General features: G+C 45.4%; 18 protein-coding genes. 9 read left to right on the top strand and 9 right to left on the bottom strand.

Annotated features, from left to right (window positions below; all coding sequences use genetic code 11):
* The first annotated feature begins 54 nt into the window (after window positions 1-54).
* On the top strand, window positions 55-639 hold the full coding sequence (locus METBU_RS0104910; RefSeq protein ID WP_017839568.1) for a Maf family protein: 585 nt from the start codon (window positions 55-57) through the stop codon (window positions 637-639).
* Window positions 640-827: 188 nt separating this feature from the next.
* Here METBU_RS0104910 and METBU_RS0104905 read toward each other — a convergent pair whose 3' ends face one another.
* The 7 genes from METBU_RS0104905 to METBU_RS0104875 all read right to left on the bottom strand — a co-directional run bounded on the left by METBU_RS0104905 (window position 828) and on the right by METBU_RS0104875 (window position 6,421).
* The gene (locus METBU_RS0104905; protein ID WP_235726381.1) at window positions 828-1,670 is read right to left on the bottom strand and encodes an HDOD domain-containing protein; all 843 of its coding nucleotides are present in this window, start codon (window positions 1,668-1,670) and stop codon (window positions 828-830) included.
* 25 nt (window positions 1,671-1,695) lie between these two features.
* Window positions 1,696-2,268, bottom strand: a complete 573-nt coding sequence (locus METBU_RS0104900; RefSeq protein WP_017839566.1) for a transglycosylase SLT domain-containing protein — start codon at window positions 2,266-2,268, stop codon at window positions 1,696-1,698.
* A gap of 116 nt (window positions 2,269-2,384) precedes the next feature.
* Window positions 2,385-3,992 carry a MutS-related protein gene (locus METBU_RS0104895; RefSeq protein ID WP_017839565.1) on the bottom strand — a complete coding sequence of 536 codons (1,608 nt, stop codon included), beginning with the start codon at window positions 3,990-3,992 and terminating at the stop codon, window positions 2,385-2,387.
* Window positions 3,989-4,180 carry a hypothetical protein gene (locus METBU_RS0104890; RefSeq protein WP_017839564.1) on the bottom strand — a complete coding sequence of 64 codons (192 nt, stop codon included), beginning with the start codon at window positions 4,178-4,180 and terminating at the stop codon, window positions 3,989-3,991. Before METBU_RS0104890 ends, METBU_RS0104895 begins: the two co-directional genes overlap by 4 nt.
* 46 nt (window positions 4,181-4,226) lie before the next feature.
* Window positions 4,227-4,769, bottom strand: a complete 543-nt coding sequence (gene folE, locus METBU_RS0104885) for a GTP cyclohydrolase I FolE (RefSeq protein WP_017839563.1) — start codon at window positions 4,767-4,769, stop codon at window positions 4,227-4,229.
* Between the two features lie 39 nt (window positions 4,770-4,808).
* On the bottom strand, window positions 4,809-5,852 hold the full coding sequence (gene dusA, locus METBU_RS0104880; protein WP_083877627.1) for a tRNA dihydrouridine(20/20a) synthase DusA: 1,044 nt from the start codon (window positions 5,850-5,852) through the stop codon (window positions 4,809-4,811).
* Window positions 5,853-5,860: 8 nt separating this feature from the next.
* Window positions 5,861-6,421, bottom strand: a complete 561-nt coding sequence (locus METBU_RS0104875; protein WP_017839561.1) for a gamma carbonic anhydrase family protein — start codon at window positions 6,419-6,421, stop codon at window positions 5,861-5,863.
* Between the two features lie 386 nt (window positions 6,422-6,807).
* Between METBU_RS0104875 and METBU_RS0104870 the strand changes: the two genes are divergently transcribed.
* The 3 genes from METBU_RS0104870 (at window position 6,808) to METBU_RS0104860 (ending at window position 9,963) form a co-directional block, all read left to right on the top strand.
* Window positions 6,808-7,815, top strand: a complete 1,008-nt coding sequence (locus METBU_RS0104870) for an SPFH domain-containing protein (RefSeq protein ID WP_017839560.1) — start codon at window positions 6,808-6,810, stop codon at window positions 7,813-7,815.
* 5 nt (window positions 7,816-7,820) lie between these two features.
* Entirely contained in the window at window positions 7,821-8,483 is a 663-nt protein-coding gene (locus tag METBU_RS0104865; RefSeq protein ID WP_017839559.1) for a TFIIB-type zinc ribbon-containing protein, read from the top strand.
* Between the two features lie 553 nt (window positions 8,484-9,036).
* Window positions 9,037-9,963, top strand: coding sequence for an ExeA family protein (locus tag METBU_RS0104860; RefSeq protein ID WP_017839558.1), 927 nt, complete (start codon window positions 9,037-9,039; stop codon window positions 9,961-9,963).
* Window positions 9,964-9,980: 17 nt separating this feature from the next.
* Here the strand turns inward: METBU_RS0104860 and METBU_RS0104855 are convergent, their stop codons facing one another.
* Window positions 9,981-11,711 (bottom strand): hypothetical protein, encoded by a 1,731-nt coding sequence (locus tag METBU_RS0104855; RefSeq protein ID WP_017839557.1) that lies wholly within the window; start codon window positions 11,709-11,711, stop codon window positions 9,981-9,983.
* 131 nt (window positions 11,712-11,842) lie between these two features.
* Here METBU_RS0104855 and METBU_RS0104850 point away from each other — a divergent pair, with 131 nt between their 5' ends.
* From METBU_RS0104850 to ubiD, 5 genes are all read left to right on the top strand, one after another.
* On the top strand, window positions 11,843-13,123 hold the full coding sequence (locus tag METBU_RS0104850) for an HDOD domain-containing protein (protein WP_017839556.1): 1,281 nt from the start codon (window positions 11,843-11,845) through the stop codon (window positions 13,121-13,123).
* A 164-nt stretch (window positions 13,124-13,287) separates the two neighbouring features.
* Complete coding sequence (locus METBU_RS0104845) at window positions 13,288-14,475, top strand: HDOD domain-containing protein (RefSeq protein ID WP_235726380.1); 1,188 nt, start codon at window positions 13,288-13,290, stop codon at window positions 14,473-14,475.
* Window positions 14,476-14,478: 3 nt separating this feature from the next.
* The gene (locus METBU_RS0104840; RefSeq protein WP_017839554.1) at window positions 14,479-15,855 is read left to right on the top strand and encodes an HDOD domain-containing protein; all 1,377 of its coding nucleotides are present in this window, start codon (window positions 14,479-14,481) and stop codon (window positions 15,853-15,855) included.
* Window positions 15,856-15,871: 16 nt separating this feature from the next.
* On the top strand, window positions 15,872-17,911 hold the full coding sequence (gene prlC, locus METBU_RS0104835; protein WP_017839553.1) for an oligopeptidase A: 2,040 nt from the start codon (window positions 15,872-15,874) through the stop codon (window positions 17,909-17,911).
* Complete coding sequence (ubiD, locus tag METBU_RS0104830; RefSeq protein ID WP_017839552.1) at window positions 17,908-19,368, top strand: 4-hydroxy-3-polyprenylbenzoate decarboxylase; 1,461 nt, start codon at window positions 17,908-17,910, stop codon at window positions 19,366-19,368. The genes prlC and ubiD overlap by 4 nt, the downstream gene beginning before the upstream one ends.
* A gap of 330 nt (window positions 19,369-19,698) precedes the next feature.
* Here the strand turns inward: ubiD and METBU_RS0104825 are convergent, their stop codons facing one another.
* The gene (locus METBU_RS0104825) at window positions 19,699-20,142 is read right to left on the bottom strand and encodes a dirigent protein (RefSeq protein ID WP_017839551.1); all 444 of its coding nucleotides are present in this window, start codon (window positions 20,140-20,142) and stop codon (window positions 19,699-19,701) included.
* Window positions 20,143-20,183 lie beyond the last annotated feature (41 nt).

The following is a 20,183-nucleotide window of genomic DNA, read 5'->3' as shown; positions in this document are numbered from 1 at the left end:
GGCAATGATATCCGTAATAGAGTACTTCGTCAAACCGCAATATAACTTTCTAAAATGGAAATCAAACAACTGGTCCTTGCGTCATCTTCCGAATATCGACAATTTTTGTTACGAAAATTACATTTGGAATTTATTTGCGATTCGCCGGGGCTTGACGAAACACCGCTACCCGATGAGTCTCCAAGGCAAACCGCTCGCCGGCTTAGCGAAGCCAAAGCCGGCGAATTAATCGGAAAATTTCCAAACAGTTTAATTATCGGCTCCGACCAAGTCCCGGTTCTCAAAGGCTGTCGGCTTAGTAAGCCGGGCAACAGAAAAACCACCATTGAACAACTATCGGCCGCCTCAGGTCAATGCATGACATTTTACACCGGGGTAGCGGTTGCAAACAGCTTAACCGGTGAAGTGATTAGCGATATCGATGAATGCCATGTTTATTTCAAAAAATTAACAAACATCGCCATCGAGCGTTATGTCGACTTGGAAAAACCGTTTAATTGCGCGGGAGGATTCAAATCTGAAGGAATGGGTATTGTTTTATTGAGCAAAATTGAGGGAGACGATCCTAATGCTCTGATTGGACTGCCTTTAATTAAATTAATTGGCTTACTGGAAAAGTTCGGCGTTAAGGTGATTTAAATAATTCATTAACCAAGAAAAAGCATTTTGTCCATGAAACACACGAAAATATTCAATTAGTTATACTTTCGAGTCGCTTATCCAATTGAGTGATTTAAGAGATTTATGTAACCGCATGATTGCTTTGGTGTATTTCGCGATTTTCGTGGACTGACTGCCGAATTTAGGATTAAGAGCCTTGAAAAGGCTTAATGGAACTGTTTGCCCGGTGCCAATATGTCGAATGTGGCATTGGCCTCATCAACCGCCGCCGCCATTACTTGTTTGATTTTAGCTTCATTGAGCCGAAGAATAGATAAGGTTGATGACGATAAGGTCGACAAAAACTCATCACGCGTTTTACTCTCATTCAAATTAATCGCCAAATAAAGCAAATGAGCATCTAATTTATGGATTAATGCTTTTTCAGGGTGCAGTTGGTAACGTATCGCTTCCGATATGGATTCGGGGAGTTTCCATGATTCTGCCAGCTCCCCTCCTACATCGGCACGAGTAAAACCCAAGACTTGCCGCTCTAAATTGGCCAGTTGACGCTTGTTTTGGAAATTGTTCTTCAGTATTTGCTGAGATTGATCGGGCAACTTGGTATAGATGACCAATGCTCCGATATCGTGCAGCAAACCGGTCAAAAATAACCGTTCGCAATGCAAAACTGCCGCCTTCTTAGCTAGTAGTTTAGCAATGACCGCGCAATGAATGCTTTGTATCCAAAAGTCGGTCATGTTAATCAAGTCATCGGGAATGTTGTCGAAAGTATCGACAACCGAAGTCGCTAACGCCAAGCTCTGTAATTCATCTATTCCGACAATGGTAACGGCTCTGGAAATGGTATCGATTCTTGCTTGAAAACCGTAAAATGAACTATTGACGATTTTCAATAAACGCATACTTAAAGCCGGATCTTTTGTTATGACTCTACCGATATCGACAGCGGTATAGCGAGGGTCTCGAACCATTTCCCTGATTTGAAAATAGATATCGGGCAACGAATAGAGTTTGACAGAGTCTTTTATTAAGGATTTTGCAGTCAAGCTCTTTGCCACCGTTGAGCCCGCCTTACTTGTGATAAAGCGCTAAAACCTGTTTAACATAATTACGGGTTTCAGGATAAGGAGGAATGGAATTATTATATTTTTTTACCGCGCCTTCGCCGGCATTATATGCGGCAACGGCCAATGTTAAATTTGAATTGAACATCTTTAGCAAATCCTTCAAATAGCGTGTCCCGCCATTGATATTTTGCGCCGGATCGGTACGATCTCGAACGCCGTAGCGCTTAGCGGTATCCGGCATCAATTGCATTAATCCTACCGCGCCTGCCGAAGAAATTGCTTGGGCATGATAAGCGGACTCTGCTTGAATAACGGCATGCAAAAGCTTTTCATCGACCTGGTGTTTCGAAGCTGCTTGCGCAATGATATCGTTATACTTCTGCTTATTACCTTTCATTTGCCCCACAGCCCAATTGTAACTCGAAGGACGGGTGCGGATGATTCGCTTATAAAATCGATGGGAAGGCCGATCGGTATAATAAACTTTTCCGTCGGGCGAAACATACTTATAAATATCGGCCGATAAAACCTCGGAGAACAAAAAAAAGGCTACATAGAAAACGATCTTTTTTCGCATGACTTGTTCCCAATTTTTATTTCGAACGATTAGTCCAAATTATGCGCAACAATTGTTATAAAACCTAAGCACCATTTCACACAATCAGTGTAGTCCATTCCATAGAACTTTTTATTTTAACTGGCACCGCCTTTCGAATCGGCCAAATATTTGTCGATATCTTCCTTGGAAAACCCGATTTTCTTAGCTACCCGATCGGCATGACTGACTCTGGATATACCCTCTATTAACTTATAGGTAGGCGCACCGCCGGCAAATTCGACTTGTTTCGGCAAGCCGATGCCCTCCGCAACAAAATTATCAACTAACTGATGATTATGTGTGATTAAAATAGTACTATTGCCTTTTCGGTAAAAGCCGTTAAGCACGTTGGAAGACGACTCGAGCTTTTCTTCGAAGGTCGTGCCTTCGGATAACTCATCGAGCACAACGAGGCTTTTAGCTGTCGTAGCCAAAAAGATATCCCGAGTTCTTTTTAGCTCGGTACCAAAACGACCTTCTCCATCATCCAAATGACTGATTTCCGGTACTTGATAGAAAATCTTATCGGCAACGGTTAGAGTCGTAGATTTGACCGGTACATAGCAACCGATTTGTCCCAATAGTTGAATTTGCGTAATCGTTTTACAAAATGCTGTTTTACCGCCGCTGTTGGGGCCCGTAACTAAAACTAGTTTATCATCGTCCAATTGAAAATCGTTACCGACATACTCCGGGTTCTGGTAAGCAAGAACAGGGTTGCGTGCATTAACGAGATTGATACGATGATGATCGGCTTCGATAAATTGCGGAAGAGCAAGGTCCCCACCGAAGCTTTCCCGGAATTTTATAAACGCAAGCAATTCATCTAATTGGCCCAGCGCATCTAAGGTTTCGCCAACCGCTTGCGAAGTTTTAAACTCATTGCGTAACGGAATAATACAACTGTCCCGATCAAAACCGCCGACCACAGGAAAATAAATTAACAGTAGCGGCACAAAGAAAATCGATGCCACCGGTATCGATTCCTTCGAAATACTAAACAGGCTAGTAGGAAAAAAGTTCGCAAGCGCCCAAAGCACCCCAAAAAAAAGAGCAATCAATAAGGGTTTAAAGAGATTAGGCTTAAAAATAATCGCTGGGATCCACGATCCTTTTCGTTCCTGTTTGCTCTGTATGCCTTGTTCGCTGATAAATACCGGGCCTTTCATCAATGAGTAAGCTCGACTCTCGGTAAAGTTTTTAATCTGCCCCAATACCTCATTCAAATAGGAGCTTTGCGTTTCAGGCACGGCCTTGACTTGGTCAACTAGGTCCAGCATGAACCGGGTGCCACGCTTGTATTGAAGATAGCCGAAACCTTCGATTTCATTATCTTCGCGTGCCGTTCCGAAAGAACCCAAAAATTCACCGTATAACAACAAATAAAGATTCTTTTCATTACTCGAGGCTTGTTCAACAATGCCTTGAAGCTGTTGTCTCAATTCGGCGTCATCAGCAATGGCTTCGACCGCTTGTTGCTTCGCTTTGATAGCTTCGATCGAATCGAGCGGTTTGGCGAGCGAGCGATACAAAACCGATTGTCCGGCAATAGTTTGAGTATGATTTAAAGTATCGAAGATTTCATCGACTTCAATCGCGCTGAAAGCGCCCGCGTCGATTACGCCCGGTTCGCCATCGGCAAACCAGTTTGATCGTGTATCCGGCCAATTTTCAGGCCAAGTTTGTAATATTGTCGACTTCATGGTTTCTTCTTTCTATCGATAATGCCAAACACAATAATGGCCGCAGTCACAATTCCGACCATCGTAATGGTTTCTCTTGACGCTCCGAACAGATAAGCGACTCCACCGCCGATACCCATGCCGAGCCCGCTAAATGCTAAACTGCGCATCAGCCTGCAAACCGCGCAATTTCTATCGTAGTCTTTCATCGCAAAACCTTACGAGGACAAAATGCCTACCATTTTTTGGCTGGCATTAACGATTAATTAAATTCAAAAACTCCGAGCGAGTGCTGATTTCTTCCCTAAAAATCCCCGTCATCACTGACGTTGTCATCACCGAATTTTGTTTTTCGACACCGCGCATCATCATGCATAGATGTTTGGCTTCTATAACTACTGCAACACCTCTGGCATTGATGGATTTCTCGATAGCATCGGCGATCTGTTTAGTCAATTTTTCCTGGATCTGTAAGCGCCTGGCATACATATCGATAATTCGTGCAACCTTTGAAAGACCCAGCACCTTACCCTGAGGGAGATAACCGACATGGCATTTGCCGATGAAGGGTAACAGGTGATGTTCGCATAACGAATAGAGTTCGATATCCTTAACGATGACCATATCTTCGGTATCGGCTTGAAATATAGCCCCGTTCAACACATCATCCAAGTTTTTTTCATAACCATTGTTCAAAAACTTGAATGCATCCGATGCCCGCTTAGGCGTGTCGACCAAACCTTCGCGGGTAACGTCCTCTCCGACTGCTTCGATAATTTTGGAAAAATACTCTTCCATCGTTCGTTCTCTATAATTAAAAAAGCAGGCCAGTATACCTTATCGGGATATTAAATCTAATGCCTTGAGTAGCGTATTTTGATCGGCATCCTGTTTCGTCCCGTTTTCGCTAATATGCCGTCGCCAAGACCTGGCACCAGGAACCCCGTGAAAAAGCCCAAGCAGGTGCCGTGCTATCGAATACAATCGCACGCCCTGTTTTAATTGCTCACCCACATAAGGAAGTAAGGCTTCTACTATTTGTTCACGACTCTTGATGGCATGAAAATTCCGGTAAAACAGTTCATCGACGCCGGCTAATAAATAAGGATTCTGATAAACCTCTCTTCCGACCATGACGCCATCGACCTCGTTATTAATGACAAGCGCTTGATCCAATGAGCGGACGCCGCCATTCAAAATAATTTCCAATTGTGGAAAGTCCCTCTTGATCCGATATACCACATCGTAGCGTAGCGGCGGAATTTCCCGGTTTTCCTTTGGAGACAGTCCGCTCAACCAGGCTTTTCGGGCATGAATGATAAACACCCGGCACCCGGCTTCGGAGACCAGAGTAATAAAACGATGCAGCGCTTCGTAGGAATCTTGATCGTCTATACCGATCCGACATTTGACAGTCACGGGAATCGACACGACCCGACTCATTGCCGATAAGCATTCGGCAACTAATTCCGGAGTCGCCATCAAACATGCGCCGAATCGTCCATTTTGCACACGGTCGCTAGGACAACCGACATTCAGGTTAACTTCGTGATAGCCGTAATCTTCGACCATTTTAGCGCATGCCGCTAATTCCAGAGGATGACTACCGCCCAATTGACATGCCAATGGATTTTCGTCGGGATGGTATTGTAAAAACCGGTCCCGGTCGCCATGCAGTAAGGCACCGGTCGTAATCATTTCGGTATATAAGTAAGCATGTTTTGACATCAACCGATAAAAATACCGGCAATGCCGGTCCGTCCAATCGAGCATAGGGGCAACGCAGAACTTTCTTGGCGTTATGATTTCCGGCAATGCTGAATCGGATTTCGATGTGATGACAGTGGCTACATTGCAAGTTTGAAATTCAGATTGAGCCATGATTGTATTCAGCAACTGGGCTGGTTCGGTTGAGCCGTATTATGTTGCAAATGCTCATTTTTCAATTGAATGTAATGCTGATAGGAATATTCCAAAAATTCTTTTTCACGATCCGACAACGGACGTATTTGCCTGGCCGGACTGCCGACATAAAGAAAACCGCTTTCGAGCTTTTTACCGGGCGGCACCAGCGCACCGGCGCCGAGCATGACGTAATTTTCTAAAACAGCTCCATCCAAAATAATCGCCCCAATGCCGATTAAACAATAATCACCGACGGTACAGGCATGAACCACCGCATTATGACCTATCGTAACGCCTCTACCGATCGTTAAAGGCTGACCTTGAGGCGAAAACGGACCGGCATGGGAAACATGCAAGACCGAACCGTCTTGTACATTAGTACCATCGCCGATACGTATCGATTCAACATCGCCCCGAATAACGGTCGAAGGCCAAACCGACACATCATCGCCCAATACGACGTCGCCAATGACAACAGCGCTTGGATCGATCAAAACCGAACGGCCTATGATAGGCTGTTTATCTTTAAATCTTCTAATCGACACATAACCTCCAGGTTATTTACTATAATTTTGCTAAAGATTTGGTCGAAAATAACTTCCCTATTTTTGGAGGGTTCGGTTGCTCGATTGGCAGGTGTCGGCGGCAGGGCAGATTTTTTCTCATGCGAAATCTGCATTCATGCCATCCATGGCATCAGATTACGCCGTCAAGCCTACAAGGACGTATTCACGGCGTCTTGTCAAGCGAGTTACCGAACCCTCAACAATGCTCATAGTTCCAGGGGGTTATTTATCACGAAATCCTAAATTCAAAAACGAAAACTTTAATGCGATGAACAAGAGTCGTCAACCGACTTAAAATTGAATCATTATAGCCTTCATACGAGAATACCAATGCTTAACAAATTAATAAAACAGAGGTTGCCATTGTGATTTTTAACGGTATTAAACGACAGCTTCGTTCGGTCATACAATGGAATAACCCGCATCCGGAAGCGCTGCTCGAACAATGGACAGACAACGGCGACGAAATCAAAAATGCTTCCAAGTTGATAGTCGGGCCCGGACAAGGCTGCATTTTTGTTTACGAAGGTAAAGTCAAAGCGGTCATTCAAGAACCTTGTCTTGTCGAACTCAACACCGCGAATATTCCTTTTTGGACGACGATTAAAAAATTCATGCAGTTTTTTGTCAGCGAACATAAAGTTGCGATCTATTTTTTCAGAAAAACTAAAATTCTCGATCAAAAATGGGGGACCACATCACCCATCAAATATGAGGATCCGAAGTATCATTTTCCGGTAGGACTAAAAGCCTACGGCAACTTCAGTTATCGAATCTACGATGCCGAGGATTTTTTCATTAACGTTGCCGGAAACCATAACAATTTTTATATCAACGAGTTTCGCGAAATCATGGCGGCTCGTATCATGCATCCATTAGCCGATTATCTTGCCGAAAGTCGTTTCAGCTATGCCGATATCGACGCGAATCGCGAAGAAATCGCACACGGTATGCACATCAAATTATCAACGGCCTTTCAAAAACTCGGTTTTGAAATCACCGATTTTCGCATCGAAGGCACCGATTTCGACGAGGATACGCAAACACGCATCAAACGTATTGCCGACTTGACGGCCGAGACACATGCCGCGCAAATCGCAGGTATCGATTATACGCAACTGCAACAACTAGAAGCGATGCGCGACGCAGCCAGAAACGAAAGCGGTGCGGCAGGACTTGGCATGGCCATGGGTGCGGGCCTCGGTTTCGGGCAATCCATGGCGCAAACCGCTATACCGGTTCAAACCAGTCAACCGCAAGGTAATTCGGAAGCGGTGCAAAAGTTAGCGCAATTAAAACAGATGCATGATTCCGGCTTGATTACCGAGCAAGAATACGCCGATAAAAGAAAAGAAATTCTCGATCGTTTTTAAGTCCTATGAAACGCTGTCATAACTGCTCCGCGCCGCTGCTCGCCAATACCAACCTTTGCCGCTATTGCGGTACGCGAAATGACGTCGACTTGCATGGAAAGCATCATTTTGTCACCATTGATCATGAATCGGAACGAAAATGTCCGCACTGCGCAGAGTCTTTACACACGGTTGGCTTAGACCTCAATGATGGCCTCGGCGAATTCATGATAGAACGCTGCGAACACTGTTTCGGTTTATTTTTCGACCCCGGTGAGATCGAACGATTACTGAAAAGTTCGGTTTCTAATGTTTTCAGTATCAATCAACAATTGCTTCATAATATCAGTGTCGAGCGTTATCAAGCACACAGCAAAAAAGTTAAGTACATCAAATGTCCTGTATGCGATGCCTTCATGCGTCGCATTAATTACGGTCATCGAAGCGGCGTCGTCATCGACCGATGCAATGCGCACGGAATATGGCTCGATAATGGGGAAATTACGCACTTGATGGAATGGAAAAAAGCGGGTGGATTACTATTGCATGAGCAAAAGTTTCGCAATAAAACCAAAGTAAAACAATTTGTTATACCCCCAAAACCCCATCGGGTTACTTACGAAAACTCAACGAGTGAGCCGGTTTTTCTGGACGCGCTATCTTCATTAATTGCTAAACTTTTTAGTTAATTGTGATTAGCTACTCCTAGAATCGAGCGAAAAATCGCCTAATAATCTGAAAGGTTCTGCTTTCACTGCGGCCCTTGACAGGCATACCCCACACCCTAAAATCGGCGAAACTGCTCAAACTGGGAATTGCTGGCACAATTTTATCGAAACTACTTCGGATGCTTAATTCAGTTATAATAGGCGGCTTAGTTAATACCCATCGCAGATCAAAATTCGGCGCCGGGGAGTCTGTCAAAGGACTCCGTAAATACATCCCTGTAGGCTCTATGCCCGCTCCATGCTGGCAAAGCCTTTGCCGCACACCCCGGCGCCTCCTCAGGCACTGCCGAAATTTGAAGCGCGAAAGGTATATTAAATCTATTTTTTCAAAGATATTTGAATGACAAAATTTTTTTATCCATTAAATGACGCTAAGTACATGACGACACTCATACATTGACGAGATGCCAGCAAAACGCAACCGTTATTGAAGTATTTTATATTTTTTAACCGTTACTTAAGCTTTGCTGAATCTAATACCGTAAAATCAATTCAGCTTGAATGAGAAATCTAAATGTACACAAAATTCTTCGGTCTTAATAAAAAGCCATTCTCATTGATTCCCGACCCGGAATTCTTGTACCTGAGCTCAAAGCATCGAAAAGCGTTAAGCACCTTGCAGTACGGTTTGATGAGTCACGCCGGCTTTACCGTGATAACCGGCGAAATCGGCTCAGGTAAAACCACATTGATTCGAAGTATGTTAAATAAAATCAAGGATCAGTGCACCGTCGGCGTAATCACCAATACTCATAGTGCTTTCGGCGATTTGTTGACTTGGGTGCTAGGTGCGTTCGACATCAGTCATGACACGAAATCCAAAGCAGAGCGCTACCAACTGTTCGTCAAATTCATTACTGAACAAGCCCGGAAAAAGCGGCGCGTCGTGCTGATTGTCGATGAAGCGCAGAACATGGAAATTGAAACACTGGAAGAACTCAGACTGCTCTCCAACATTAATGTCCAGCAAGAAATCATGCTCCAGTTGATTTTGATCGGCCAGCCTGAACTCGTGGATAAGCTGAACGAGCCGCAGCTGATTCAGTTTGCTCAGCGTATCTCGATCGAATACCATCTGACTCCTCTTAACTTTGAAGAAACCGAGCTTTACATCGATCATCGCTTGCAAATCGCAGGCAGCCAGACCAAAGTATTCAATCAATCGGCTTGCGCGGCTATTTTTTATTACAGCGCAGGTGTTCCGCGCCTTATTAATAATATATGCGACTTGGCAATGGTCTTTGCATTCGCCAATGATACTAAGGAAATCGGCTGGAAAACGATTGTCGAGGTTATCAATGAAAGGAAAACGGGCGGGATTAATCGCTTCAGAGGAAAGCATTGCCCGGAACCCGACTTAATGCAGAAGGTAGCGGAAGCAGAAAAATTACGCCGGGCAATTCTCGAAAAAACCGGAGTCGATATTTCAAAGTGTCATTAAACGACCGCTAGAAATATTTAAGAGGAACCTTCATTAATAGCCACTAATTCAATATGCTGTAACGCGGCTGTGACATGCAAAAGCTTTCCAATACGATAAAGCATTCTTTGATTTCCCCGATGAACCTCAATCGTCTGCCCTGGTTTTAAGTAATGCGCACCTAAAACAATACTCTCAGGCTGATGTAAAATCGAATCGGCAGGGACATAAATCGCCAGTTGGCCTTCTTGCTTATTAATTCCAAGCAAAATGATCCAAACCAATTCAGAACGCATTCCCATCAATTCAATGCCCAGAATCAGCCCCTCGTCTTCAAGTCGACTGATTCTTCGGATCTGACCGATTTCCAATTCCTTAAACCCTGGTTGTTGAACCGCGAACAACTCGCCAACTTTGATTCTTTGTTCTTCCGAACTCCAAACCAATGCATAGCCTTTAATGCTGCTATTCAAGATCAAAAAATCGCCGAACGGAATTTCATTGAGTAGTTCAAGCGGCTCAGGTTGCGACCAAATTTTCTTAGTCCCTGAAGCCAGTGCGCTGAGTTTATGGATTTTGGCCGCTTTCGGATCGATAGCCGAAAGTCCGGTTTTTTTCTGGTTTAAGTTATAAGCAATTTCATCGCCTTCCGGAACCAAATCTAAATCCGGTACTTGCCAACTTCCGGCAATTCTTGGGTCATGTGCAGACCGCACTTTAATTGTTTCATTGTCGACACCCTGTATTTTTGCGAGCACACTGACGATTGACTTAAAACCGATATAGCCCCTAGCATTCTCTGTCGATACGATACGGGTGTATTTTCTTGTGCGTTTTTTAGTCAATACTTCCGCCACTCTGAAAAGCAGATCCTTGTCGATAAAGCGAAAATCCGTTTTTTTATCTTTTCTTGTTTGAGCGGCAGTAATGAGAAAATTAACGATTGGCAGTGTGGCAATATAACGGGTATTGTTTTGTGGTTCGGTTAGGGGGGGTAAATTTTTGCTAGGCGCTTCATCGATATCCAAGTTTAACTGAAAAGTACCTTGTATAGCTTCAGGTGCCACCTCGCTAGTTAAGCTGATGGTATCAACACACTCTGCTAGCAAATTGAATAGAGTATTCATTTCACGAACTCTAAAACAATCCGTATCACAGCACGAAAAAATAAGCATTTGCTTGAAGACGCTTGCGATCGTTTTATGCTTAACATGACTCATATTCACTGGAATATTTAAAAGCTCAAGGGTTTGCGCTCTTATGTAATTACGGTAACAATTTAACCAAAAGCCTTTCTGAACGCTAGCATAGACTTGACTTATATGCAGTAAAACTTGACTCGCGGAATACATTGCCGAAAACAATATTTGTGCTTGTTCCTGCTTGCTCCAATTGGTATCTATCGATTCGAGCTGATGACTCAAATCCGAAAAACTCATCGTCAATTGCGTGTAAACCCATACTAAAATTTCGACATTCGAAGATTCTTCTCCAGATAAGGGAAAGCCGCTATCCAAATATAAGCTTTCAAGCCTCTCGGCCACTTCATTAACCAGCGGAATTGCTTTAAGAAGACATGTAAAGCGAAATCGAGGACTGATATCCATGCTATTCATGGCATGAAAAACCGAAGCCAGTTGACGACAAATTTCGTAACCATTTTCAGAAGACAGTAAATCCAGCCATTTCGCAAAAGATTGTTCGTCAGGAGCGAATGGCATTGCTTCGTATGTTAAGTTGGATTGCAATCTGAATTTAAGTTTATTCATTTTTGTTCTTAATCATTAGTAAGTGTCATTAAGCGGGTGCGGTTTCTGCTATACTCGATTGCAGTTTAGACTAACAGTCGAATCAGTATTCCAAATTTTTACTTTTGGCGAATGTTTTTTACGGAATCAGCATGTCTTTATTGAATTATTTTTTCAAAGATAACAAACAAGGTTCCGCGTGCAGCATTAACCCTGACCCGATAACGGTCGAAACGCTGAAAACGTTGATTCCCATTCGTAGTTTACATACAGAAATGCTGGAGTCTTTCGCAACCGACCGGTACTCTGAGGTTTTTCCCGCCAACACTATCTTATTCAATCAAGGTGAACAAAACGACTCGGCTTATTTTTTATTGAAAGGAACGGTCATTATTTCCGACAGCGCCGGAAAAAATTATGAAGTCGAAGCCAATACCGCACGCGCTAAATTCCCCCTCTGTAGCGGTATCAAACACGCCTTGAATGTTATCGCTAAAACCGACGTAAGTCTATTGAGGGTTTCGCATAAAATCATGTGCGCATTGCCGCCCGCTTCCCATCATCCAGCGCCGCTTAACATACCGAAAGAATTAACCGATAATCGATTATTGCAAGCTTTTTCACAGTATTACCTAGAGGAGGAAATGGAAGTGCCGTCGCTGCCGGATATTGCTTTTAAACTGCGCAAAGCAATTCAAGCCGAAATTGGCGTGGCCGAAGCCGTTAAAATAATCCAACTGGATCCGGTCATGGCGGCGAAATTGATTCAAGTTGCAAACTGCCCGTTATATTTAACCGCTATTCCGGCTAAAACATGCTTCGAAGCAGTCAATAGAATCGGTTTAAAAGCAACCCAAAATTTAGTGATTTCTCTCAGTCTTAAACAAATATTTCATTCCCAGAATCCACTGATCAAAAAAATACTGGATAGGGTTTGGAGGCAAAGCATCTACATTTCCTGTATTTGCTACGTCTTAGCTAGCGAAACCAAAAAAGTCAATCCGGAAGAGGCTTTACTCGGGGGCTTGGTTTGCGATATAGGGATTGTTCCTTTCTTGAATTTTGCCGCTAACCTTCCGGAGGATTACTACAAGGAAGAGTCGCTTGAGCGTGTCATTCCCTTTATAAGAGGCCCCGTCAGCGCCTATATCTTGCGAGAATGGAGTTTTCCCGAAGAACTCTACGAAATACCTTTGTATGCCGACGATTGGTACCAACATCGCGGCAATCAGATTTCTCTAATCGATATCGTCGTATTATCAAGACTGCATAGTAAAATCGGCACACCGGAGATGGCTAATTTGCCGGAAATAACTTCCATACCAGCAGCAAGCAAACTGGATTTTATCCAACTCTCGCCGGAAAACTCGTTACATATTCTTCATGACGCGCAAACTAAAATTAACGAAGCCAAGCGAGCTTTTGCAATATAGATACTATGCTACTGAATTTATTTAAAAAAAGACCTATTCCAAAGCCTAAGCAAGCTCCCAAAAGGGAACAATCGATAACGGCTGAAATACAGCTTTCAAGAGAAAATCACTCAAGAAACAACATTAAACCGGTTAGAATTCCGGTTAATTTTCTTAAACGGTTAATGCCTTTAGGGCAACTGTTAACCGAAGAAGAGATACAGGCTTTAAAAATTCGCACCGAAAGTTTCGCCCCGGGGGCTGCCCTTTTCATTCGCGGTACCGAGGTCGATGCACTCGTTTATCTGTGCAAAGGTACGGTGTATTTAGAAACGGCCAGCGGTATTGGGCAAGAAATTAACGAAGCCATTCTAAAAGCATTGTTTCCATTATCGAGCGGGGATTTTCACCAGTTTACCGCCATCGCTAAATCGAATGTTACGGTCATCTATATTCCAAAAACCGTATTACTACTTAACCGTAACCCGATTAACCCGTTAAATGACCCGTTACTTGCCTCCGATTCGCTACAAAACAATCCATTTTTCCTCCGCTTTTACGAGCATTTTCAGCAACGCGATTTAAAAATTCCCAGCTTTCCCGATGTCGCTTTCAAGCTTAGGCGATCGGCAATGCAAGACATCGGCATTGCCGAAGTCGTCAAGATCGTCAACATGGATCCGTTTATCGCGGCAAAATTAATTCAAATCGTCAATAGCCCGGTATATCGAACACTCAACCCAATTACAAACTGTCATGATGCGGTTAATCGATTGGGGTTTAAAAATACCATGAACCTGGTTACAGCGATCAGCATGAAAAACCTGATAAAAAGCGAAAAACCTACGATTAAGAAACGTATTCAGGAAAATTGGGCACAAAGTATTAAGGTTTCTTGCATTAGCTATACGCTGGCAAACTTGACTCGCCAAGTCAACCCGGAAGAAGCCCTGCTGGCCGGACTGCTGCATAATATCGGCACCCTACCCATGTTAATGTTTGCCGACCAATTGCCGGAAAGTGCTTTCACAGTGAGTGATCTTGACCAATGCATCAAGACATTGCAAGGCCAAATTGGCTCAATCATTTTGGAAAGATGGGAGTTTCCTGATAATCTCAAAACAGTTCCGGTAAAAGTAAGCAACTGGTTCGATCATTCCGGCGAAGCCTTAAACCTAAGCGATATTGTGCTGTTGGCTAAATTCCATTTCTTATTGACACAGTATGAGTACAGGGTTGAACTGCCTTTAATCAATACTTTGCCGGCATTTCAAAAGCTGGATTCTCAATTATTGACACCTGAACAGTCACTGCAAATATTGCAAGATGCCAAACAACAAATTAACGAAACAATGAAATACTTTCTGGCTTGACGTATGCCCAATTGGTTTTTCCATTTAATCGGTCGTTTTACATCCAAGCCTTCCGAGTCTAAAAACGATCCACAGGAACATGTTGAAAACCGTCCCGTTACGGCTGCGGATCCTATTTTAGCCTGCGATAAACCTTTCAAAACAAGCCGCATAAAACAGCCAGTCGAAATACTCAAACAATTCGTGCCGATAAGAAATCTTAACGATGCAGCAATCGAGCTTTTGCAGCAACGGACAAACTGTTATCGGGCCGGAGCTACGATTTTCGTAAGGGGGCAAGGCAATAATGGCAAAGTGCTTTATTTGCACAAAGGAACACTCGAATTGACGCCGGACTGCGAAAGCATCTATCAAATGAGCGCCGATTCGCCGCTGTCGCATTTACCGATTAACAGCGGCAAAGTTATTGGCGCTACGGCAATCGCCAAAACCGATGTTGAGATCATCGAAGTCTCGGCAGAGCTCATTAAATTGTGGACTGAGCAAAGTAAAGCGGATGCAACGCACCTAGAACTGATCGATATCGACCTGCCTAAACAAATCGAAGATAACGTTTTTTTTGCCGACTTTTCCCGAATTTACCGCGAAAACAAGCTAACCTTGCCTTCTTTACCCGCAGTCGCTCTAAAGCTCAAGCAAGCGATGGAATTCGAGATTGATATCCGCGAAGCCGCTAAAATTATTCAAATCGACCCGCCAATCGCCACCAAGCTAGTCCAGATCGCCAACAGCCCTCTTTACTCTCCAATTTCGCCGGTCACCAATTGCCAGGAAGCGGTTACACGTCTTGGCTTAAACGCCACGCGTCAGCTAGTGATGGGCATCGGACTCAAGCAAATGTTTCGATGTCAAAACGAACACTTGCTTGCCGCCATGCAATCGCTTTGGAAAAACAGCCTTTACATTTCGAGCCTGAGTTTTATATTGGCCCAGGAAAGCGGCCGGGTTAACCCCGAAGACGCATTATTAGCGGGATTAATCAGCGATATCGGCATCATCCCTTTGCTTCATTTTGCCGAACAACACCCTGAGCACTATAAAAATCGCTCGGAACTGAATGAGGCAATCCCGGTTTTAAGAGCCCCAATAGGAAAATTAGTCTTGCATACCCTCGGTTTTTCTGAAGAACTTCAGCAAATTCCGCAACACGCCGAAGACTGGTATTATGACAGCGGCGATAATCTGACGCTGATCGACATTATCATACTGGCTAAATTACACAGCTATATCGGCATTCAACATGATAAAGAACTACCCTATATCAATTCGATTCCTGCATACACCAAATTGAACAACGGTAAATTGACGCCGGACTTTTCACTGCATATCCTGCACAAAGCGCGGCAGCGCATCGATGCGGCGATGCAAATTCTTTCTTGATCGATACCCAAAACACATGAACAACCCATTACTGACCGATAACACTTTGCCTCATTTCTCCGAAATTAAACCCGAACATGTCGTACCCGCCGTCGAAAAATTACTGTCAGACGCGCGCGCGACGGTCGATCGGCACCTCAAGGCCACCGACCAATATAGCTGGGAAAACTTGATCGAGCCGATCGAAAACGCCGAAGACAAGCTCAACAAAGCCTGGTCTCCAGTCAGCCATATGAATTCGGTGGTCAACAGCGAACAGCTTCGTGAGGCCTATAACGCTTGCTTACCGATGCTCAGCGATTATTCGACCGAAATGGGCCAAAACGAAGCTCTATTCAAAGCCTATCAAGCGATCGCACAAAGCGAGGAATTTCAAAGCCATGACAAGGCCCAGAAAAAAATCGTCGCCAATGCTTTGCGAGATTTTAAACTGTCCGGCATAGACTTGGAGCCGGCCAAGAAACAACGCTACAAAGAAATCAGCCAAGAACTATCGAAGCTGACTTCCCGCTTCGAAGAAAATCTGATGGATGCGACCAATGCCTGGAGCAAACTGATCACCGATAGCGATGACCTAGCCGGCCTACCGAAATCGGCATTGGTACAAGCCAAACAAACCGCTCAGGCCAATCAACAAAGCGGCTGGATGATTACGCTGCAATTTCCGTCATTCCAAGCCGTGATGACCTATGCCGACAGCCGTGCGTTGCGCCGCGAACATTACGAAGCCTTCGTCACGCGTGCATCCGATCTCGGACCGCACGCGGGACGCTGGGACAATAGCCAAATCATGGAACAAATTCTGGCGCTACGGCATGAAAAAGCACGCCTTTTAGGTTATGACAACTACGCCGAATTATCCCTGACCACCAAAATGGCCGACAGTCCCAACCAGGTCATCGGCTTTCTCGAGGACTTGGCCGATAAATCCTGGCGACAAGCGCGCAAAGATTTATTCGAACTGCGCGAATTCGCCGCGAAACACTACGGAATAAAAGACTTGCAGCCTTGGGATATCGGTTATTACTCGGAAAAAATGCGCCAGCATTTTTATCAACTTTCACAGGAAGAAGTGAAAACCTATTTTCCGATCGACCGGGTCTTGCCCGGCCTGTTCGCAATCGTCGAAAAACTCTACGGACTCGACATCAGCGAAATCGACAATTTCGACAGCTGGCACAAAGACGTCCGTTTCTATCAAATTCACGACCGCGACGGACAACTTCGCGGTCAGTTTTATACCGATCTCTATGCCCGCCCGAAAAAACGCGGCGGCGCCTGGATGGATGTCTGCGTTAGCCGCAAAAAATACCAAGGCGAAGTCCAAACGCCGGTCGCGTATCTAACCTGTAACTTCACTCCGCCGACGGGCGACGATCCTGCGTTATTGACCCACGACGAAGTGACGACGTTGTTTCACGAATTCGGACATGGGCTGCACCACATGCTGACCAAGGTTGACCATCTCGGCGTTTCCGGCATCAGCGGCGTCGAATGGGATGCGGTGGAGTTGCCGAGTCAGTTCATGGAAAACTGGTGCTGGGAAAAAGACGCGCTGGAATTGATTTCAGGCCATTATCAAACCGGTGACAAACTGCCGGACAGCCTATTCGATAAAATGCTCGCCGCGAAAAATTTTCAATCCGGCATGATGATGGTTCGGCAACTCGAATTCAGTCTATTCGACTTGAGAATCCATAAAGAATACGATCCGGCCAAGGGCGGGCGCATCTACGAAATTCTCGACCAAGTCAGAAAACAAGTCGCTGTGGTTACGCCGCCGCCGTTTAACCGCTTTGCGCACAGTTTTTCGCATATCTTCGCGGGGGGCTATGCGGCAGGCTATTACAGTTACAAATGGGCCGAAGTGCTATCCAGCGACGCCTTTTCGATGTTCGAAGAGCATGGTATCTTCAATGAAACCATCGGTCATGCATTTTTGACCAACATTCTCGAACAAGGCGGAAGCGACGACGCGATGGAATTGTTCATCCAATTTCGCGGACGGGAACCCGAAATCGACGCGCTGCTCAGACACAACGGAATCGCTGCATGAAGTATCACGACCTGCGCGATTTCATCGCGCAACTGGAAAAACAAGGCGAATTGAAGCGAATTCAATACCCGGCCGACCCGGTGCTCGAAATCACCGAAATATGTAATCGCACGCTACAACAAGAAGGACCTGCCCTGCTCTTCGAAAATCCGAAAGGTCATTCGATACCGCTGCTCGGCAACCTCTTCGGCACGCCGCATCGAGTCGCGATGGGCATGGGCGCCGATTCAGTCGAGTCCCTGCGCGAAATCGGCAAACTCTTAGCTTATTTAAAAGAACCGGAACCGCCGAAGGGTTTTCGTGATGCACTCGACAAAATCCCGGTATTTAAACAAGTATTGAACATGGCGCCGAAAATCGTTAAATCGCCGCCCTGCCAGGAAGTCGTGCTCGAAGGCGATGAAATCGACTTAGGCAACTATCCGATACAAACTTGCTGGCCCGAGGATGCCGCACCGTTAATAACTTGGGCCCTGGTGATAACCAAAGGCCCCTACAAGGAGCGTCAGAACCTGGGTATTTACCGGCAACAAGTCATCGCAAAGAACAAAGTCATCATGCGCTGGCTCGCGCATCGCGGCGGCGCTTTGGATTTCAAGGAATGGCAAGAAGCCCATCCCGGCGAACCGTTTCCGGTCGCGGTCGCGCTCGGCGCGGATCCCGCGACGATATTAGGCGCCGTCACGCCGATACCGGACAGCCTGTCCGAATACGCCTTCGCCGGGTTACTGCGCGGCAGCAAAACCGAACTTGCCGACTGCCTGTGCAATAACTTGCAAGTGCCGGCCAGCGCCGAAATCGTGTTGGAAGGTTTCATTTATCCAAACGAAACCGCGCCCGAAGGTCCTTACGGCGATCATACCGGCTATTACAACGAAGTCGACGAATTTCCGGTGTTTACGATCGAAAAAATTACACAGCGCCGGGATCCGATTTACCACAGCACCTACACCGGCAAACCGCCCGATGAACCGGCCGTGCTGGGCGTGGCATTAAACGAAGTTTTCGTGCCGATTCTGCAAAAACAATTTCCTGAAATCGTCGATTTCTACCTACCGCCCGAAGGTTGTTCTTATCGCTTGGCCGTCATCAGCATAAAGAAACAATACCCCGGCCACGCTAAACGCGTCATGCTTGGGCTTTGGTCGTTCCTGCGCCAATTCATGTACACAAAATTCGTCATCGTCGTCGACGACGACGTCAATCCGCGCGAATGGAAAGATGTCATCTGGGCGATGACCACACGCATGGATCCTACCCGAGATTTCACGCTGCTCGACAACACACCCATCGATTATCTCGATTTTGCCTCGCCGGTCTCCGGATTAGGCTCAAAAGCCGGTTTCGATGCCACCAATAAATGGCCCGGCGAAACCGACCGCGAATGGGGGCGGCCGATCGTGATGTCCAAGGAAATTATTCAGAAAGTGAATAGTATTTGGGAGGATTTGTTTTAATTGCCTTCCTGTGGGACGGGTTATTTAACCCGTCCCCAACGTTTCGGATTGGCCTAAGCGGTTTCGGCTTGCTTCGGCCACGGTTGAAATGTTTCGGCGTACAGGGAAGTATGCTTACCGAAAAGAATTTCAAGCCTGCACCACTATACCTTTCGCACTTCAAATTTCGGCAGTGCCTGAGGAGGCGCCAAGGTGTGCGACAAAGGCTTTGCCAGCATGGAGCTGGCATAGAGCCTACAGGGATGTATTCACGGCGTCCTTTGACGGACACCCTGGTGCCGAATTTTAATCTGCGATGGGTATACAAAATCCGAGCAGCGCAATTTGTTGTTATTGAACCCAATAGTGCAAAATTTGAGTAAAAGTACCATCTCCATTGTTAACTGACTCCATTTGCCCACTGATGCCAGAATATTGGCCTGTACCGCCAACAATCGCTATAGCTGACGTTCCTGTATCGAATTCACGCCCAGCCACCTGAATACTGCCGTTCTTCATGGTCAAGGTCCATTGACATTGGAAGCTATGGCCAACGCGCGTACGTATGCACATGCCGCTATTATTACCGATCCGTGAACCTTGTTCATCGAGTAAGGGTTGATCGAACGTCAAAATATCCCCCTCCGTATCTCCTAACTCTCCAATATCAAGCAGTTTAGCCTGATGCGTTCTCGCATCCGCGATGGTGATCAGTGTTTTGGGCATACAATGTGTGCAGGCTGTCATGCTTAAGATGCAGACCAATAAGATGAGGCGGTCTAAAGAGTCAAACATCTAATTTTCCTCGCGATTAATGTATCATCATCGTAGATCAA

It is taken from the genome of Methylotuvimicrobium buryatense 5G (genome assembly GCF_000341735.1).
Lineage (GTDB): Bacteria > Pseudomonadota > Gammaproteobacteria > Methylococcales > Methylomonadaceae > Methylotuvimicrobium > Methylotuvimicrobium buryatense.
The sequence above is the reverse complement of the archived record's forward strand: the minus strand, read 5'-3'. Positions and strand labels throughout refer to the sequence as shown.

Excerpts from the sequence above, each read along its gene's own strand:
- METBU_RS0104910 (WP_017839568.1), top strand. The coding sequence starts at position 55 with ATGGAAATCAAACAACTGGTCCTTGCGTCATCTTCCGAATATCGACAA.
- METBU_RS0104900 (WP_017839566.1), bottom strand. The coding sequence starts at position 2,268 with ATGCGAAAAAAGATCGTTTTCTATGTAGCCTTTTTTTTGTTCTCCGAG.
- METBU_RS0104895 (WP_017839565.1), bottom strand. The coding sequence starts at position 3,992 with ATGAAGTCGACAATATTACAAACTTGGCCTGAAAATTGGCCGGATACA.
- METBU_RS0104890 (WP_017839564.1), bottom strand. The coding sequence starts at position 4,180 with ATGAAAGACTACGATAGAAATTGCGCGGTTTGCAGGCTGATGCGCAGT.
- folE (WP_017839563.1), bottom strand. The coding sequence starts at position 4,769 with ATGGAAGAGTATTTTTCCAAAATTATCGAAGCAGTCGGAGAGGACGTT.
- dusA (WP_083877627.1), bottom strand. The coding sequence starts at position 5,852 with ATGGCTCAATCTGAATTTCAAACTTGCAATGTAGCCACTGTCATCACA.
- METBU_RS0104865 (WP_017839559.1), top strand. The coding sequence starts at position 7,821 with ATGAAACGCTGTCATAACTGCTCCGCGCCGCTGCTCGCCAATACCAAC.
- METBU_RS0104860 (WP_017839558.1), top strand. The coding sequence starts at position 9,037 with ATGTACACAAAATTCTTCGGTCTTAATAAAAAGCCATTCTCATTGATT.
- METBU_RS0104855 (WP_017839557.1), bottom strand. The coding sequence starts at position 11,711 with ATGAATAAACTTAAATTCAGATTGCAATCCAACTTAACATACGAAGCA.
- METBU_RS0104850 (WP_017839556.1), top strand. The coding sequence starts at position 11,843 with ATGTCTTTATTGAATTATTTTTTCAAAGATAACAAACAAGGTTCCGCG.
- METBU_RS0104845 (WP_235726380.1), top strand. The coding sequence starts at position 13,288 with ATGCCTTTAGGGCAACTGTTAACCGAAGAAGAGATACAGGCTTTAAAA.
- METBU_RS0104840 (WP_017839554.1), top strand. The coding sequence starts at position 14,479 with ATGCCCAATTGGTTTTTCCATTTAATCGGTCGTTTTACATCCAAGCCT.
- prlC (WP_017839553.1), top strand. The coding sequence starts at position 15,872 with ATGAACAACCCATTACTGACCGATAACACTTTGCCTCATTTCTCCGAA.
- ubiD (WP_017839552.1), top strand. The coding sequence starts at position 17,908 with ATGAAGTATCACGACCTGCGCGATTTCATCGCGCAACTGGAAAAACAA.
- METBU_RS0104825 (WP_017839551.1), bottom strand. The coding sequence starts at position 20,142 with ATGTTTGACTCTTTAGACCGCCTCATCTTATTGGTCTGCATCTTAAGC.